Source organism: Bacillus sp. 2D03 (assembly GCF_003946765.1).
Lineage (GTDB): Bacteria > Bacillota > Bacilli > Bacillales > Bacillaceae_G > Bacillus_A > Bacillus_A cereus.
The window spans coordinates 312337-330352 of record NZ_RPSJ01000004.1 but is presented as its reverse complement, the minus strand read 5'-3'; the positions used below and the strand labels follow the sequence as shown (position 1 = coordinate 330352).

Genomic DNA, 18016 nt, shown 5'->3' with positions numbered 1-18016 from the left:
TATATACTCTGCATGCTTTTTATAATGTTGAAAACTCCTCAACAAGTTGAGTGAATTGTTTTAATGCACTTTCAATCGGTTCTGGCGTTGTTAAATCGACGCCAGCTTTTTTCAATAAGTTTAATGGGTAGTCTGAACTTCCGCCTTTAAGGAATTCAATATAATTTTTCTGAGCATCCGGATCACGGCTTAATAGTTTATCAGCGATTTGAATGGCAGATGCGAATCCAGTTGCATATTTGTATACGTAAAACGGGCGATAGAAATGAGGGATTCTAGCCCATCCGTATTTTACTTCTTCATCAAATACAAGTGAATCACCGTTATATTCTTTAAATAGCTTTTCATAAATTTCACTGAAGACTTGTGCATGTAATGGTTTACCTTGTTCAGCCATTTCATGTGTGATTTTTTCAAATTCTGCAAACATAATTTGTGTAAAGAAAGTACCTTTAAATTTCTCAATAAAATGGTTAACTAAATGGTTACGCACGTTCGTATCTTTTGCTTCTTTTAATAAATAGTGAATTAATAACACTTCATTTACTGTAGAAGCGACTTCTGCGACAAAGATAGAATAATGTGCAGAAATTCTTGGTTGGTATCCATGTGAATAGTGCGTATGCATACCGTGACCGCATTCATGAGTAAGAGTGAACAGGCTGTTTAAATCATCGTGATGATTTAAAAGAATGAAAGGATGAACGCCGTATACACCAAAGTTATAAGCACCAGAACGTTTCCCTGGTGTTTCTCTTACGTCTATATATCTTTTATCTTTAAAACTTTTTAATGTCTCAATATATTCTTCTCCTAAAGGAGCTAGTGATGCAATCATAATGTCAAATGCTTCACTATATGGGATGTCTTGTTTTGCACCTTCTACTAAATCGACGCCTAAGTCGTATTGTCTTAGTTCATCTACGTTTAATTTTTCTTTTCGAATTTCATTGTATGTATGTAATGTTTGAATGTTTTTTTTCGTTGTATCAATTAGGTTTTCATATACTTCTTTCGGAACCATATCGCCAAATAATGATTTCTCTAGCGCTGATGGATAGTTTCTTAATTTCGAAACAGTAACATTATTTTTAATAGCAGCGGATAAAGTAGATGCGATGGAATTCTTTAACTGAACATATGGTTTGTAATATGCTTTATAAGCTTCTTTACGCTTTTCACGATTCGTATCTTCTATTAACTTTGCATACATTCCGCGTGTTAAGTTCACTTTTTCTCCATCGTCAGTCGTCACTTCACCAAATAATATATCTGCATTATTTAACATACCAAATGTGTGCTGTGGAGAAGAAAGAGCTTCACCCATTTGTGATAAAATTTCTTCTTGGTCCTTATTTAATACGTGTTTTTTATAACGGTATAATTCAAATAAGTCTTCTTTATAATATTGTAAGCCTTCTGTTTCTTCTATGTAAGAATGTAATGTGTTTTCGTCTATGCTAAGTAAGAAGGGGGAAAAGAAAGATTTCGCTGCACTTACTTTCACGTGTAATTGTGATACTTTATCGACAAGAGATTGCGCGTCAGTATTGCGTGTATCAAGGTCAGATTGTAATCGTGCATAAGCGAACATTAAAGATATTATGCTAGAAATTTCTTCACTCTTCGTTAAATAAGCTAATAAACTATTGCCGTCGTGAATATTTCCATTAAACTCGTGTAATTCCTTCGTTAATACTTCAATTTTATGAAAATCACTTTCCCAATCTTCAATTGTATGGTAAATGTCTGTTAAATCCCATTTTTCTATATCAGCTACTTGTAATCGATCTTTAAGTTCTGTCATAATCATTTCCTTTCTAAACATGTAGTTATATTTCTATATAACTATGAAATACAACAAATTGCAAAAAATCCCTGCTGAAAATTGAAAAGCCCTGCTAAAATAACAAGGCTTACTTACTTATAGTGTAATTCCGAATTTTGAATGTAAAAGGTTTGTATATTGCATGTTTGTAACGGTTTCTTTCGTTTTTTTACCATTTTTCGCTACTGTAAGGCTATCTTTCGTTAAAGAGGCATGCCCATCTTCAGTTAGTTTTACAATAAGAGGTACTTTATTAAAGGGTGATCCTTCATGTTCAACGATAATTTTTTGTGCTGTATTTGCTTTTTCTTCATCCACTTCTTCTATATAAAATGCATAGCCTAACGTCCAATCATCAGCAGAAGATTGATCCAAGAACTCATTGTTTTTCCGCATCTCTAAAATGTAGTTTCCCTTTTCGGTCATTTCTTTACGAATACGATAATCTCCTGTAACAGAGTGAATGACTTCACCTGAGAAAGGGACAGGGGCAAGAGGTAAGTATGATCCGAATCCTACTTCAATTAAATAAAGTTCATTATGATGTGTTAAAACGATTGCGATATGGCCAGAATTAACAGCCCATATGGAGTTTGCAGCGTTATAAACTGTTCCTGAAACGAGATGAACATCGAATCCAGAATCTTTCAGGAAGTAATACATAGTAGGATTGAGTTCATAACAAAGACCGCCACGGTTATTTACTAAAATTTTCTCTTTCAAATTTTCTTTTGATATTTCTTTAAAATTCTTTTCGAGAATATTTAAGTTTTCAAAAGGAACAGTTTGTGCCATTGCGTACATAATGTTAGATAAATCTTCAAATGAAACTGTGTCTTTTTCTTCTATATGTAATCGTGCGAAAAATTGTTTTTGAAAGTCTGTCATCGAAATCCCTCCGTTATGCTTTTATAGGTAAATTGTAAACAATCTTGAATAGGATGTGAAATTAAAACTACGTTGAATATTTGAAATTAGATTAAAAATAATATGAGAGAGTGAGAGATTGCTACTTTACTAACGGTGGGACGAATATTATAATAATTCTGATAAACTATGCAAACGCTTTCTTGGAAGGGGATGGTGTACAGATGTTTAAAAGAATAACAATAGTCGGATTGTCAGTTGTTATGTTTTTACCTAGTATATATGAGGGGAGTAAAGCATATGCAGATACAGTTAACAATGGAACGTTAATGCAGTATTTTGAATGGTATGCTCCGAATGATGGAGATCATTGGAATCGTTTGCGTACTGATGCTGAAAATTTAGCGCAAAAAGGAATTACATCTGTTTGGATACCACCTGCATATAAAGGAACTACGCAAAATGACGTAGGATATGGAGCATATGATTTATATGATTTGGGGGAATTCAATCAAAAGGGAACAGTGCGGACGAAATATGGGACGAAAGCACAATTGAAGTCTGCAATTGACGCTTTACATAAGAAAAACATCAATGTATACGGTGATGTAGTTATGAATCATAAAGGTGGGGCTGATTATACAGAAACTGTCACAGCAGTTGAGGTAGACCCGAGCAATCGGAATATTGAAGTATCAGGTGATTATGAAATTAGTGCGTGGACGGGATTTAACTTTCCAGGGCGTGGAGATTCTTATTCTAATTTCAAATGGAAATGGTATCATTTTGATGGAACGGATTGGGATGAAGGAAGGAAATTAAACCGAATTTATAAATTTAGGGGCATAGGTAAAGCATGGGACTGGGAAGTGTCTAGCGAGAATGGGAATTATGATTATTTGATGTATGCGGATCTTGATTTTGATCATCCAGATGTTGCGAATGAAATGAAAAAATGGGGAACGTGGTATGCGAATGAATTAAATTTAGATGGTTTTCGTTTAGATGCTGTTAAACATATTGATCATGAATATTTGCGCGATTGGGTAAATCACGTTAGACAGCAAACAGGGAAAGAAATGTTTACAGTAGCTGAATATTGGCAAAATGATATCCAGACTTTAAATAATTATTTAGCGAAGGTTAATTATAATCAATCTGTGTTCGATGCACCACTTCATTATAATTTTCATTATGCTTCAACAGGAAATGGAAATTATGATATGAGAAATATTTTAAAAGGAACGGTAGTTGCGAATCATCCTACACTTGCGGTTACTCTAGTTGAAAATCATGATTCACAGCCTGGTCAGTCATTGGAATCTGTAGTGAGCCCTTGGTTCAAGCCGCTGGCATATGCATTTATTTTAACGCGTGCAGAGGGGTATCCTTCTGTTTTCTATGGTGATTACTATGGTACAAAAGGAAATAGTAACTATGAAATTCCAGCGTTAAAGGATAAAATTGATCCGATTTTGATGGCACGAAAAAACTTTGCATATGGTACGCAACGTGATTATTTTGATCATCAAGATGTGATTGGCTGGACAAGAGAAGGTGATAGTGTACATGCTAATTCTGGTTTAGCAACATTAATCTCTGATGGACCAGGAGGGGCAAAGTGGATGGATGTTGGAAAGAATAACGCAGGGGAAGTATGGTACGATATTACGGGTAATCAAACAAATACTGTAACAATTAATAAGGATGGTTGGGGACAATTCCAAGTAAGTGGAGGATCAGTTTCCATATATGTTCAGCAGTAATTTGGTGATGAAATAGGAGAGGGAAATATAAGTTTTCCTCTTCTTTTTATATTGTTATCCTTCCTAAATCTTTATGTTTATAAATGAACTAGTCGGCTTTTGAAACACCAAGAGATGCATTGGAATAAATAATGTCATCTTATTCGTACTCGAGGAACATCTCCTTACTGTGATTGCTATAGAACTAAATATTAGTATGTTTTTAATGTGATTTTAATAGATATTATATTTGCTTTACGATAAAATTATTATAATGCAAAATTACACTATTATCATAAAATGATAGTTAATGGGTATTTTTATACTTGTGGTTATTAGTGTTTTCTAAAGCAAGATGATGAGTTTTTATTATTCAAGTTAGCGAAGATAGTTTGATGTAGCGCTTTTTAGAAGAAGTTCTTTATATAAATCGTAATTTAAAATCCATAGGCACATTTCTGTATAGGTGGTAGTAGCAAAAGGAGAGGCAATATGAAAAGAACAATAATGAAATATAGTATAATGTTTAGTTTATTACTATTAACATCATGTGATATATCGAATGAAGAAATTGAACAAAAAGCACAAAGTTATACAAAATCGGAGTATGGTATGGTTGTTAAATTAAACGGAGTTGAAACTCTGGATAACGGAAAGGACTTCCTTGGTCCAAAGGGGCGGATAGTTACTGTGCAGCAAGTCGATGAACCACACTTGCAATTTCAACTGTACTTCGAGGGGCAAATCTCTCCAGAAGTAAATAATGATAACTATGAAAAGAAAAAGGAAGCAAATAATTTACAAGGAAGATTTAATACATATTATGGAGAGAAAAACACTATATTTACTTTTGATCAAATGCAGACTGGGGATAATGTTTCCGATAAGAATACTGAGGAACAAATAGCGAAGAAAAATTTGCAACAGTATTATACGGCAGTTTTTAAAAGTAATACTGTTTTAGATGTAAACAATTCTGTACATATGGAAACATTAGCGGGGGTTGCAAGAAGTATTCAGGAATTTAATAAAACGATTGAAAATAGTAAAAGTAATGTAGAAGATATAACGATTCAGTTGCCAAATATTAATAAGGATGTACTACAAAATATTCCTGTAGATTATATAGTAACGGCTGAAGATGCGAAAAAGACCCTTGAGAAAAAGGTTGATTATATGAACATTTTACAGTCTGCAAGGAAATAGTTTGACACCTTTACTTCTTACAAAACATATAGTATGATGATTTCAGTAAATTAGATTTCAATGACTATAATATAAATTAATGAGAGGTGCTTTTTGTGAGTGCGGTAGGTACTAAATAGGAAAAATTTAATGAAATAAATCGGATAAGACCAGGGGATTTTTATGTACATCATACCCCTAATTTTGTCATGCATTTATTTCAAAACCTATGAAGATACCTACAATACTTTATAAAGCGTGTAATAAGGGACTGCCATCTATTTTTTTATGGCTTATTTCCTCATATGTTATTACAAATGCCTTGTAAATGTAAAAGCTGCGGTATCCCCGCAGCTTTTTTGTATATGTTTTTATTGTATAATTATGGGATTTTATATATGACTCATTGGAATCTAATGAGTAGGTATCTTCATTTATGATAAAAATCAATCATAGTGAGGAGAAACAAAATGAATACGATGACTTTTGAAAAGCTACAATATAACGAATTAAAGGATATAGTGAAATCTTATTGTGTAAGTGGATTAGGTAAGGAATTATTAAACAAATTAGAGCCGAGTACGAGTATAAAAGTAGTGAGAAATCGGTTGAATGAAACGACAGAAGCACGAGCTATATTAGATGCAGAAGGGCATGTTCCTTTCTTCGGCATTTCTAATATTGCTAGTACAATTCAAAAATTAGAAAAAGGGATGATTTTAGATCCAGAAGAATTAGTCAGTGTTTCAGACTTTTTACGCGGATGTAGAAAGATTAAAAAGTTTATGTTAGATAAAGAATTTTTTGCACCAGTATTAGCTTCTTATGCAAATTCAATGACTGAATATAAAAGTATTGAAGAGGAAATTAACTTTTCAATTAAAGGAAATAGTATTGATGCAGCTGCAAGTAAAGAGTTAAAACGAATTCGAAATAATATCGATTCTGTAGATGGGAAAATAAAAGAACGTTTAACAAAGTTTTTAAATAGTAGTGCAAATAAGAAATTCATTCAGGAATTCTTTATTAGTAAAAAGGATGACCGTTATACGATTCCAATTAAATCTTCCTATAAAAACCAAGTTGCTGGAAGTATTATTGAAGCCTCGGCAAAAGGTTCTACTGTATTTATAGAACCGCATACGGTTACGAAATTGAATGCGGAACTAGCGGGTTTGAAAGCAGAAGAAGCGGTTGAAGAATATCAAATTTTAGCGACTTTATCAGGAATGGTGTTAGAAAACATTTATAGTATAAAGATTAACATGGAGCTAATTAGTCAGTATGATATGGTATTTGCAAAAGCGAAGTTTAGTAAATCAATTGATGGAATAGAGCCGAAGTTAAATGATCATGGCTACATTCATTTAGTGAATTGTAAGCATCCGCTTTTAACAGGGCAAGTTGTACCCTTAAATTTTGAAATTGGTCAAGAGTATCGTAGTTTAATTATTACAGGGCCGAATGCGGGCGGAAAGACAATTGTGTTAAAAACGATTGGATTGTTAACATTAGCTACAATGTCAGGTCTTCATATTGCAGGAGATAAAGGTACAGAAATCGCTATTTTTGAAAATGTATTTGTAGATATTGGTGATAATCAAAGTATCGAAAATGCACTAAGTACATTTTCATCTCATATGAAAAATCTTTCTGAGATTATGAGGATGTCAAATAATAATACGTTGTTATTATTTGATGAAATAGGAAGCGGGACTGAACCGAATGAAGGAGCAGCACTTGCAATTTCTATTTTAGAAGAGTTGTACCTTGCGGGATGTATTACCGTTGCGAGTACGCATTACGGAGAAATTAAACGATTCTCAGAAATGCACGATGACTTTATGAATGCAGCGATGCAGTTTAATAGTGAAACGCTAGAGCCGCTTTATAAATTAGTTATCGGAAAATCAGGAGAAAGTAATGCACTTTGGATTGCGAATAAAATGAGCGTAAAAGAACATGTGCTGAAAAGAGCGAAAGAGTACATGGGAAATAAAGAGTACGCCTTAGAAAAAGTGAATGAAAGTAAAATTAGAAAACCGAAATTTGTACAAGAAAAAAGAGAATTTCATTATGAGTACAAAATCGGCGATCGTGTGAATTTATTAGATTATGATGATTTTGGTATCATCTATAAGGAAAAAGATAATTTTTATAACGTTGTTGTATATTATAACGGTGAATTCGTTGAAGTAAATGTAAAACGTATGAATTTAGAGGTAGCAGCGAAGGAATTATACCCAGAGGGATACGATTTAAATACACTATTTGTCGATTATAAAGAGAGAAAAATGCAACATGATATTGAGCGTGGATCGAAAAAAGCACTGCGTAAAATTCAAAAAGAAATAAGAAAGAATAGAGGATAAGTTAAAATGGTAACGATTAGACAAGAACAAAAAAATGATTATAGAAAAACAGAAGAAGTCGTAAAAGAAGTATTTTCACTTGAAGAATTTAGTGATAAAACAGAACATGAACTTGTAAAACGTATTAGAGAATGTGAAGCATTTGTTCCGGAGTTATCAATTGTTGCGGTAGATGAAGATATAGTTGGTCACATTATGTTATCGAAAATTACAATAGAACAAGGTGGAACTTCTGTAGAATCGTTAGCACTTGCACCAGTTTCAGTTGCTAGGGGTCATCAGAAGAAAGGAATTGGTGGAAAACTGATCACGGCTGCTTTAGAAAAAGCGAAAGAACTTGGATACGGATCAGTTGTAGTATTAGGACATCCAGAGTACTACCCGAAATTTGGTTTTAAGAAAGCAAGTGAGTGGAATGTAAAAGCACCGTTTGAAGTGCCTGAAGAGGTATTTATGATAAAGGAATTAACAGAAAATGCTCTTCGAGGTGTAGAAGGAATTGTACAATATTCGAGTGCTTTTGCTGAGTAGGAGTACCGGTTAAGAAATGTAATCATAAAAGATGCTATCTTTTTGTATGGATATACAGAAAGATAGCTTTTTTTATTAAGCGGATCTACTGACGTATATTTTGCTCAATGAATAATTGAGGTGGTAAAATTGATATAGAAACGTAAAGGGAGAGAATGAAATGAATAAGCGAGAAACAGATAGCAATGAGAATGTAGTGACGTTATATGTTACAAGACACGGTAAAACAATATTAAATACGAATCATCGCGCGCAAGGTTGGGCAGATTCTCCTTTAGTAGAAAAAGGTGTTGAAGTTGCCACAAATTTAGGAACAGGATTAAAAGATATTCATTTTATGAACGCATATAGTAGTGATAGCGGCCGCGCAATTGAAACTGCTAATTTAGTATTAAAATATAGTGAGCAATCAAAAGTAAAACTTGAGCAAAGAAAAGATTTGCGAGAATTAAATTTCGGTATTTTTGAAGGTGAAAAACTTGAGAATATGTGGGATGTGGTTGGAAAAGCTGCAGGCGTTGCATCACCAGAAGAACTCTTGAAGCTTTCTATTCAAGAAGTGATTAATCTTATTAGAGTAGCAGATCCGACAAAACAGGCGGAAGATTGGGAATTGTTTTCTACTCGTATAAAAACAGAGATAGATAAAATTAGTGAAGAATCTGCTGCAAATGGTGGCGGTAACGTTTTAGTTGTCGTTCATGGGCTTTTGATTACTACCTTAATAGAAATGTTAGACAGTAGCAAAACAAAACTTGGAGTGGAAAATGCTAGCGTGACGAAGATTGTATATCAAGATGGAACATACACAGTCGAGTCTGTTGGAGATATGAGTTACGTTGCAAAAGGGAAAGAAAGTGTGGAAATATAAAAATAAGAAAAGGAAGGTAGAGAACTCTAGCTTCCTTTTTATTTTTTTATATATCATTTATTAATTCGAATCGGAATATTCCGTTAAAAATGAACTATGAAAATTATTGTAATGGTATAATTAGAGAGTAGGAACAACAAATTAGTTTGCAGTGTATTGGAGGGACATTAGCCTTACATTTCATCTCGGAATCTAAAGTAAGTATACGAGAAATAAAGTGAAACTTTAATCAGTGGGGTTTTCTTCATCCCCCACTGATTATCAGCCCTCACCAATCGGACTTTAATGGGCAGCCCGACCCCCACCTAACTTCTTTGCTTTCGCTGCATTTTGAGGTGGGGGTCTTACTGCCCATTAAAGTGGGATAAAACAAAGTAAGGAATGTGTGAATATGGGTGGTACATGGTATGTGATTTATGTTCAATTCTAAGAAGAAAAGAATATTAACAATTATATGGAGAAGTGATTATGTTGATTAAATTCGTTCATTTGTTATTTGGGAAACCGTGTGAAAAAGGTGATTCGTTCCAAACTAAGTTTCCACGTTTTATTTATTGGAGTGCAGTTGTATTTTATTTTTTTGGAATGCTATTATTTGGGATTCTTTCTTTTATTGATACTGTATTTATTGGATCGTTGATATCAGGAGGTTTGTTCTTTCCTTTAATATTTAGATTCATTTATTATATAAACTTAAAAATGAGGGGCCTAGAAAGAGAAGCGTAGAGAAAAAATATAAATAACAGGGTTATTGAAAAGAAGCGAGATTGATGTTAAGAGATAATAAAGTTGTTTAATTTACAATAAAGTCCTTTGAAAATAATAAAGTTGTTTAATTCTTATTGAATTAACGGTGCAGGATAGTTGAATAAGGATGATGATATACTTAAGGGGGAATTTACTTTATTTTATAGTTTATGAGGTGGAAAATGGACTCTTTAGAATTAAACAAATCTAAATATATTGTCTCTAATATCAAAGAAATTTTGCATAAAAAGCTTATTCTTGATAAACCGTTAACTAAAGATGAGGTAAAAAAATTAAAACTAGTTAATCCCCCTGTATACGAAAAAGAGAAGTATCTCATTCAAAAACGGTGGTTTTATAGTATTAATATCGGAGAATGGAAAGATGTGGAGATTATTATTCAGGGGAATAATGAAAATCCCGATATGGAGATTATCGAAATGGCAGAAAAAACATTCGATGAACTCCATCTACATATAAGCTGTGCATTAAAATATTTACAGAAATTCTTCCCTAATCAAGAAATGAAGAACTACTATCTATCCACAATATTTTTTGGAAAGATGGTTAATTTTGACGATTATATATTTTCTGGGTTTAGTTTAGCTTTTATTTATGATGGTCACTTTGAGTTTCAGTATAAAGTAAAATTTAAAAACGATGGATGGCCTATTGGTTTTGAAGGGGGGCCACTTTAATAATAATAGATAATTTTTTCTTATTGAACTAACGGGTGCTTTAGTTGAACAAGATTTAAACAACTTTATTATTAATTTTTGTCTACAAGCACATTTAAATGGTTAGAAATTAAACAACTTTAAAGAGCTTTACTACAATATGATTTGTAGCCAGGCTCTTATATTTTTAGATCAGAATTAAATAACTTTATTATCACTTTACAATTGAACATAAATAACGTTAAAAAAGGAAGCAAGGAAATACATTCTAGCTTCCTTTTTTATTGGAACGATTATGGGATCAATAAAATCTTCCCTGTGCTTTTTCGGCTCTCTAATAATTCATGAGCACGGGCACCATCTTGTAAAGAGAATGTAGTAGAACTTGCGATCTTTAATTTTTCGGTCGCAATCCATTCGAATAATTGAGAGGAGCGTTCTATTCTCTCTTCATAAGATGTAAGCACGTTCCAAAGGTCTCCGCCAGTTAAAGTTTTCGAAGTATCCATAAGCATACGTGGATCAACTGGCGCAGGATTACCGCCGGCCATTCCGTAAAATACGACAGTACCGCCAGTTTTAGTAGCATTAAAACTCTCCTCTAATGTAGAACCTACTGATTCATATACAACATTTACTCCATCACCATTTGTTATTTCAACTACTTTTGTATGCCATGCTTCCGTATATAAAAAAACGTGATCAGCACCAGCTAATGTAGCTATCTTTGCTTTTTCTTTTGATGACGTTAGGCCGATTACTTTTCCGCCTAGTAGTTTAATTATTTGAATAAGAAGTTGCCCAACACCACCAGCTGCAGCGTGTACTAAAGCTATATCACCTTGTTTTATCTCATAGCTATCTTTCGTTAAATAATGTGCGGTTAGACCTTGCAATAAGACAGAAGCGGCTGTTTCAAAAGAGATAGAATCTAAAAGCTTAATTGCTTTCTCAGACGGAACAGCAACTAGCTCTGCATTTGCAAATGGGACATCAGCAAATGCAATACGATCTCCAGGATTAATATTCGTAACGTCAGCTCCTACTTTTTCAACAATGCCAGCCCCTTCATAACCTAATATAAAAGGCGGGGTACCAGCGAGATGATAATCACCGCGGCGTCTATAAATGTCGGCGAAATTTAAACCGATTGCTTTCGTGCGGACAATAATTTCATTTGGATTTATGATTGGATCATTTAGTTCTTTATATTGTAGTACATCCGGATTTCCGAACTGTTCGAAACAAAGTGCTTTCATATGGAATACCTCCATTTTTATTGTTTGTAGATGCTCTTTATCATACAATACAAATATCAATAGACAAAGAGGATTATTTCGATGAAATCAATCGGGAATATCGATTGAAAAGAGGGACGATAAATGGAGATAAAACAATTAATTACATTTAAAGTAGCGGCGGATACTTTGAATTTTACACAAACTGCGAAGAAATTAAACTTTGCTCAATCGAGTGTGACAGCGCAAATTAAAACGTTAGAAGCTGAGTTAGGTACGCCGTTATTTGAAAGATTAGGAAAACGCCTTTTCTTAACTGAAGCAGGTAGGAAGTTTCAACTATATGCCGACAAGATGATTGCGCTCAGCAACGAAGCAAAAATGGCTGTGAAAGATGATGAAGAAATAGCAGGTACGTTAATAATCGGTGCGCAAGAGAGTCAATGTACATATAGACTTCCTTCTATATTAAAGAGGTTTAAAGCACAATTTCCTCAAATAAAGCTTATATTTAAACCAGCGCATTCCAATAAAGATGCGAAGGAACAATTGATGGAGGGAAAAGTCGATCTTGCATTTATTTTGGACGAATGTAAAACAGAAGATACTTTACATGTGGAGCCGCTTATGAAAGAAGAATTAAAAATAGTAGCTGCTTCAGGGCATCATTTACTCGAGAAAGCTTCCATTTCTACAAAAGATTTAGAAAGTGAGACGTTGTTGCTAACAGAGCTAGGGTGCTCGTACCGGACTTTATTTGAAGAGCTACTTCGTACAGAAGATGTGTATCCAGCAAATAAAATTGAGTTCGTTAGTGTAGAGGCAATTAAACAATGTGTTATTGCAGATTTAGGAATAGCTGTTTTACCAGCGATAGTAGTAGAAAAAGATATACGAGAAGGGACGATAGAAGAGTTACATGTAGAAAGTGCAATCTCACCGATTTATACACAAATTGCTTGGCATAAAGATAAATGGATGACATTGCCACTGCAGCAATTTATTGATGTAACGAGGGAGTTTTTTACAACGGATTAAGTGGAGAAATATTTATTTTATATAAAAGAAAAAATGGCAATTTTGTATAAAGAACCGATGCTTGCATGTAACAAGTATCGGTTCTTTTATGTTTTAAATAAAGGATGCTATAAAATGTGTATTTCTCAACTTTTTTTCTTACAAGGATAAGTAAAGTTCTTCGTATATTCCAATAATCATAAGGGAATTTACAACGTTAATTCGTTTCTGTAAGATGCCTCTAGGAAGCATGGAAGGAGGGCTGACACAGCAGTATAGGTTGTGTTTAGTATACATAATCATTTTGAGGGGGAATTTAAAATGTTTAAAAAGTTAATGAAAGTATGCGTGTTAAGTGCGGCAAGTATAGGTGTATTATTTAGTTTTCAAGGAAGTACATTTGCAGCTACTGATTTAAGTAGTTATTATGACGGGAAAAATCCAGCAACAACGAAAGTATACGGGGGAAGTACAACGTGTGATGCAGATGGATTTAATGCAAAGTCTACAGCAGTTTATGAGGGTAGTAAAAAAGTAGGGACAGTGTATTTACGTTACAGTAATAAATGTCATGCAGCATGGTCTAAGCTTGTTTTAGATCAACCAGCTCCTTCTGTTTCTGGAGGGGTATATGCTTACGCTGTTATTAATAAATATAAAAATGGTGTATTCCAAAAATCAGTAGACTCTAATAGTGGCAATGGAGCAATTAAAACAGGACAAACGAGTACGTATACAGGAATGGTGTTTGATTTAACTGCTGATTTTGGTTATACAGCTGATGCCGAAGCGGTGACGATTAATAATGGTTACGGGAAAACAGCACGTTATTAATAAAGGAGTGGAATTCTATGAAGCTTTTTAAAAAGGTAAGCGCATGTCTTTGTCTGGCATTGCTCATCGTAACTAGTGTGTTTAGTACGACCAATAATGATAAAGCATACGCGGAAGACCATTCATATGATGGAAAAAGTCCTTATTATAATAGCTGTAATCAATCCGCAGTAACGAAAGAAAAGAAGTGGATTGATTCAAACTCTTATGTGGAATTAAAATTTAGCACGACGTGTAAGACAGCATGGGCAAAAGTTACTGTAACTCGCCTGGCAGTTTATAATAATGAAGCTGATGCAAGGATTGTTAGAAAAACAGATGGAAAGGCATACACTTGCGGAAGTGCTGGAGGAAATGGTGTTGTAAATAAAGGGCAAACATCATGCTATACACCAATGGTATATGATTTAGATCCAAGAAAAGCACAAGCGCAGGGGAAACATGCAATTCCGAATAGTGATGCATATAATTATGCGGAGACTATTTGGTATTGATGAGGAAATGGAGAATGTAAGATAGAATATTTTAAGAGCATGTTTTGATTGGATTTCAAAACATGCTCGATTTGCATTCAGTCTAATTTTTTTAGTAATCATGGACCATTGAATTAACTAAGGTCCGTATCAGGAGGAGTATATCCAAGGTGACGAGCCATCGATACAATTTGTCCTTTATGATGAAACTCATGTGTCTCTGTATGAGTTAAAAGCCATAGCGGTGTTGTGCTCCAAGGTTCTTTTTGCCATTTTACTTCATTTGATATATTTTCGAGCCAGCGGTCATTGTATTCATCTAAAAAACGTTGTACAGTCTCATCTACTAACTTAAATCTAGCACGGACTTTCTCCACATCTGCATGCTCAATTTCATCATCACTAGCAAATGAAAAATCTGCTCGCTTTTGCTTAAATGCAAATGATCCAAGCCAGTATCGATAGCAATCGGCTACATGAATATGTGTCTTTATAATGCTACCGCTCCCGAAATTCGGAACAGTGCTATGTAATTTTTCTAGTGGGATTTCTTCCAAAAATGAAAATAGAGTTTCTCTTGTAGAGCTAATAAGATTATATTGTTGTTTTAAAATATGTAACATGTAAGTACACTCCTCTTTTATTTACATAGTAAGTAATTCTATATTTACGAGGAGGGAACCTTTTTATTATTTTTAATAAGCATATTAGATGTATTTCTTATTTATTTCTGATAGATTAAACAAGGTAAAACTTTAATGAATTGAACATTCTTAGTTCATAATAAATTGTACATCAAGAAGGAGAACGATAAAGTGAATAGACTAGTTGGCTTAAAACAATTTGAAATAACGCGCGGGGCATTACTTAAATTTATGGAGACGCTAGATGATAAAATTGCAGATATGCAGCCAGAGGGTTTTAACAATACAATTCGTTGGCATATTGGTCACGTGTTAACAGCAGCAGAAGTTTTCATGTTTGGAAAAGAATTCAAACAATTACCAACTGAATATCCAGGTATGTTTGGGTATGGATCACGACCATCTAAATGGAAAACAGAAGGACCATCGTTAGAAGTGTTAACGGCTCAATTAAAAGAACAAGCAAAGCGTATTAACGAAATTCCAGCAGAAGCATTTGAAAATAAACTGCCAGAGCCATTTTTAGGCTTGGAAACTGTTGGTGAGCTTTACGGTATGATGCTTTATCATGAAGCAGATCATATTGGGCAAATGAAGGCGATGGAACGTATTATTAAAGCTCTTTAGTCTTAATTGCATATAACAAGCAATACAGTTGTAATGTTAAATAATATATACAAAAAAGGTAGATAAATTATTATCTACCTTTTTTGTATAACTTCTTGAAGGATTAGAGAATTTTATAATTTTTTAGGTTGTGATTATTAATTGTAGTATTCCTAAATATGGAATATAAGTATAATGATAGAGAAGAACTAGAAATAGGGGTGAATACTATGATTACATTAGAGCAAAAGTTAGAGCAATATAAACATACATATGTACAGTTAAAGGGAGAACTAAAATGGAAAACGAGTGATTCTCGAACAGGAATGATGATTGCTGCTATGTATGCAGGTAGTGATAAATTGTTTAATCTCGAACGTTTTTTAGAAATTAGTAGTTATATTAAGAATGAGGTAGGGATGTTTTCATACTTAAAGTCTTATCATCGTTTTGTAGTGGCCGCAACATTAGATATTCACTTTACAGATTACAAGGAAGCTTTTCGGACGTTTTTAGATTTATATGAACAATTGGTCACTGGTGGCTTTAGCCGGAGTATATTTACTTATCTCGCAGCAGCTGTGCTTTTAACAGAAGAAAATGAACAGCATGGCGCGCACATTCAGCGTTCGATGCAAGTATATAAACGCATGAAAAAGGATCACCTCTTTCTGACAAGTACAAATGATTATCCGCTCGCAGTTTTATTAGCAGGACAATCAGAGCATGTAGAAACACTTATGGACCGAGTGGAACGTCTTTATCAGAAACTAGCGACAGCTGGTTTGCGTAAAGGGAATGATCTTCAATTTTTGAGTCATATTCTTTCACTAAAGAAGGATGTCAGGGAAGAACTATTAGTTGCAAAATGTACAAATATATGGAATTTGTTAAAGCAAGAAAAGGTAAAAGTAAAACAGATGCATTACCCAGCTATCGGGCTACTAGCGTTACTCGAGGACGGAGAAAAAGAGATTCATTCTATTAGAGCATTTATTGAAAAATTGCAGGGGGATAAATTGTTCCGTTGGCATACAGATACAAATATTCTTATTGCTATTCAACTGTTCGTAAGTCAGAAAGGTGAGGAAAGTAAAGCTACTAACACAGGTTTACAAACAATGATAGAAGTCCTCATACAAGCACAACAGGCAGCCATGATGGCAACGATTGCCGCTTCATCTGCAGCAACATCTTCTGCTAGTTGTAGTTCATAATGTGCAACTGCTTATACTCTTGTAAATTATAAATTCTTTGATAAGGACGTTTTAAAAAATATTACTAAAAAAAGCCCATCACTCTCTAATGATTGATGGGCTAACTGTTTTTACATAATTAGCATTATCTTTTTGATTGCTTCAAATGTTTGAGTTGCGTAACAATCATAATGCTAATAACAACGAGTAAAAACCATGAGCTAATTTTGCTTAAGTGAACGAGGTTCCATGCTTCCCGTTGATTTGGATATTGCCATGCACTGAAAAATGTTGCGATGTTCTCTGCAATCCAAATGAAGAATCCGATAAGGAAAAAGGAGAGAACGAGTGGCATTGTATATGTAACGCCTTGTAATGAAAATTGTACAAATGTGCGAGAGAAAACAAGGAATAGTAGTAAAGTTAATATCCATCTAAAATCGTATGTAAAGTGGTGTGTGAAAAAATTGAAGTAAATCATAGCTCCTAACGGCACGGCAAAAATAGCTTTCGGCCAATGATGCATTTTTAAATGCAACCTTCTCCACGCTTGGCATATGTAACTTGCGACACTTGCGTACATAAAGCCGCTGTAAAGTGGAACTCCAAAAATCTTTGAATACGCCTCTTCAGGATAACTCCATGAACCAAAATGAACTTTATATATTTCTAGTAAAAGGCCGATGAGGTGAAAGACAGTAATTACTTTTAATTCGTCTTTCGTCTTTCGTCTCAAGTCCAGTCTTGTACATAATCCACTGCATAAGAAGACATGCAATGAGTATGAAATCATAGTGATATAACCCTGGGATAGAAACGATTTTTGAAAGGGCTAGTGTTAAGAAAATAACGACTGGGAATAAGCAAGATAATGCTTGCTCGTAAGTGAAGTGTAGTAGTTGTTTTATATATAACATTGGGTCACCTTCGGTATTTTTATTTGAAAACTCGAAATAATGATTAAGTATACTACACTTTTAAAAATAAGCTAGTAGTCTATTTTGCGTGTATTTGTAAGTTTTGGAAGGGAATTGAAATAAACATTTTAATATTTAGCGAAGTTAAAAAATAGTTTGCTATTTAAAAAAAGTGGCGATATAATATCTAAATGAAAATGATAATTATTATCAATAATAATTACAAATAAAAAATAATTATAAAAAACAACTGAATATAAAGGATGAA

16 protein-coding genes and 1 pseudogene are annotated in these 18016 nt (G+C 33.8%); 12 read left to right on the top strand and 5 right to left on the bottom strand.

The genetic code is table 11. The features are described 5' to 3' along the window. Nucleotides 1-19 precede the first annotated feature (19 nt). Nucleotides 20-1807 carry an oligoendopeptidase F gene (gene pepF, locus EBQ15_RS12220; RefSeq protein WP_000137542.1) on the bottom strand — a complete coding sequence of 596 codons (1788 nt, stop codon included), beginning with the start codon at nucleotides 1805-1807 and terminating at the stop codon, nucleotides 20-22. Nucleotides 1808-1924: 117 nt separating this feature from the next. Next, nucleotides 1925-2716 carry an arylamine N-acetyltransferase family protein gene (locus EBQ15_RS12215; RefSeq protein WP_000129196.1) on the bottom strand — a complete coding sequence of 264 codons (792 nt, stop codon included), beginning with the start codon at nucleotides 2714-2716 and terminating at the stop codon, nucleotides 1925-1927. A 203-nt stretch (nucleotides 2717-2919) separates the two neighbouring features. On the opposite strand from EBQ15_RS12215, the gene amyS reads away from it, so the two are divergent. The 7 genes from amyS (at nucleotide 2920) to EBQ15_RS12180 (ending at nucleotide 10844) form a co-directional block, all read left to right on the top strand. After that, entirely contained in the window at nucleotides 2920-4461 is a 1542-nt protein-coding gene (gene amyS / locus EBQ15_RS12210; RefSeq protein ID WP_000476402.1) for an alpha-amylase, read from the top strand. A gap of 471 nt (nucleotides 4462-4932) precedes the next feature. After that, nucleotides 4933-5646: a hypothetical protein gene (locus tag EBQ15_RS12205; protein WP_000831441.1), complete on the top strand. Its 714-nt coding sequence runs from the start codon at nucleotides 4933-4935 to the stop codon at nucleotides 5644-5646. A 449-nt stretch (nucleotides 5647-6095) separates the two neighbouring features. After that, nucleotides 6096-7997, top strand: coding sequence for an endonuclease MutS2 (locus tag EBQ15_RS12200; RefSeq protein WP_033693031.1), 1902 nt, complete (start codon nucleotides 6096-6098; stop codon nucleotides 7995-7997). Between the two features lie 6 nt (nucleotides 7998-8003). After that, a complete protein-coding gene (locus EBQ15_RS12195) occupies nucleotides 8004-8528 on the top strand; it encodes a GNAT family N-acetyltransferase (protein WP_000256479.1) in 525 nt (174 codons plus the stop codon). A gap of 160 nt (nucleotides 8529-8688) precedes the next feature. Then, the gene (locus tag EBQ15_RS12190) at nucleotides 8689-9399 is read left to right on the top strand and encodes a histidine phosphatase family protein (RefSeq protein ID WP_001042052.1); all 711 of its coding nucleotides are present in this window, start codon (nucleotides 8689-8691) and stop codon (nucleotides 9397-9399) included. Between the two features lie 468 nt (nucleotides 9400-9867). Beyond that, the gene (locus EBQ15_RS31605) at nucleotides 9868-10125 is read left to right on the top strand and encodes a hypothetical protein (protein ID WP_000905655.1); all 258 of its coding nucleotides are present in this window, start codon (nucleotides 9868-9870) and stop codon (nucleotides 10123-10125) included. A gap of 203 nt (nucleotides 10126-10328) precedes the next feature. Then, on the top strand, nucleotides 10329-10844 hold the full coding sequence (locus EBQ15_RS12180) for a hypothetical protein (protein ID WP_033683921.1): 516 nt from the start codon (nucleotides 10329-10331) through the stop codon (nucleotides 10842-10844). 272 nt (nucleotides 10845-11116) lie between these two features. On the opposite strand, the gene EBQ15_RS12175 is transcribed toward EBQ15_RS12180, so the two are convergent. Then, on the bottom strand, nucleotides 11117-12082 hold the full coding sequence (locus EBQ15_RS12175) for a quinone oxidoreductase family protein (RefSeq protein ID WP_000645241.1): 966 nt from the start codon (nucleotides 12080-12082) through the stop codon (nucleotides 11117-11119). 123 nt (nucleotides 12083-12205) lie between these two features. On the opposite strand from EBQ15_RS12175, the gene EBQ15_RS12170 reads away from it, so the two are divergent. From EBQ15_RS12170 to EBQ15_RS12160, 3 genes are all read left to right on the top strand, one after another. Continuing rightward, nucleotides 12206-13099, top strand: a complete 894-nt coding sequence (locus EBQ15_RS12170) for a LysR family transcriptional regulator (protein ID WP_000403880.1) — start codon at nucleotides 12206-12208, stop codon at nucleotides 13097-13099. Nucleotides 13100-13399: 300 nt separating this feature from the next. Continuing rightward, nucleotides 13400-13912, top strand: coding sequence for a DUF2690 domain-containing protein (locus EBQ15_RS12165; protein WP_000473735.1), 513 nt, complete (start codon nucleotides 13400-13402; stop codon nucleotides 13910-13912). Nucleotides 13913-13929: 17 nt separating this feature from the next. Beyond that, entirely contained in the window at nucleotides 13930-14406 is a 477-nt protein-coding gene (locus tag EBQ15_RS12160; protein ID WP_000765223.1) for a DUF2690 domain-containing protein, read from the top strand. Nucleotides 14407-14519: 113 nt separating this feature from the next. Here EBQ15_RS12160 and EBQ15_RS12155 read toward each other — a convergent pair whose 3' ends face one another. Next, a complete protein-coding gene (locus EBQ15_RS12155) occupies nucleotides 14520-15008 on the bottom strand; it encodes a DinB family protein (RefSeq protein ID WP_000902396.1) in 489 nt (162 codons plus the stop codon). A 171-nt stretch (nucleotides 15009-15179) separates the two neighbouring features. Here EBQ15_RS12155 and EBQ15_RS12150 point away from each other — a divergent pair, with 171 nt between their 5' ends. Together EBQ15_RS12150 and EBQ15_RS12145 are read left to right on the top strand one after the other, a co-directional pair. Next, the gene (locus EBQ15_RS12150; protein ID WP_181900353.1) at nucleotides 15180-15656 is read left to right on the top strand and encodes a DinB family protein; all 477 of its coding nucleotides are present in this window, start codon (nucleotides 15180-15182) and stop codon (nucleotides 15654-15656) included. Nucleotides 15657-15814: 158 nt separating this feature from the next. Then, the gene (locus EBQ15_RS12145; protein WP_002000363.1) at nucleotides 15815-16852 is read left to right on the top strand and encodes a DUF4003 domain-containing protein; all 1038 of its coding nucleotides are present in this window, start codon (nucleotides 15815-15817) and stop codon (nucleotides 16850-16852) included. Nucleotides 16853-16976: 124 nt separating this feature from the next. Here the strand turns inward: EBQ15_RS12145 and EBQ15_RS12140 are convergent. Next, nucleotides 16977-17748: pseudogene (locus tag EBQ15_RS12140) on the bottom strand (DUF817 domain-containing protein). Nucleotides 17749-18016 lie beyond the last annotated feature (268 nt).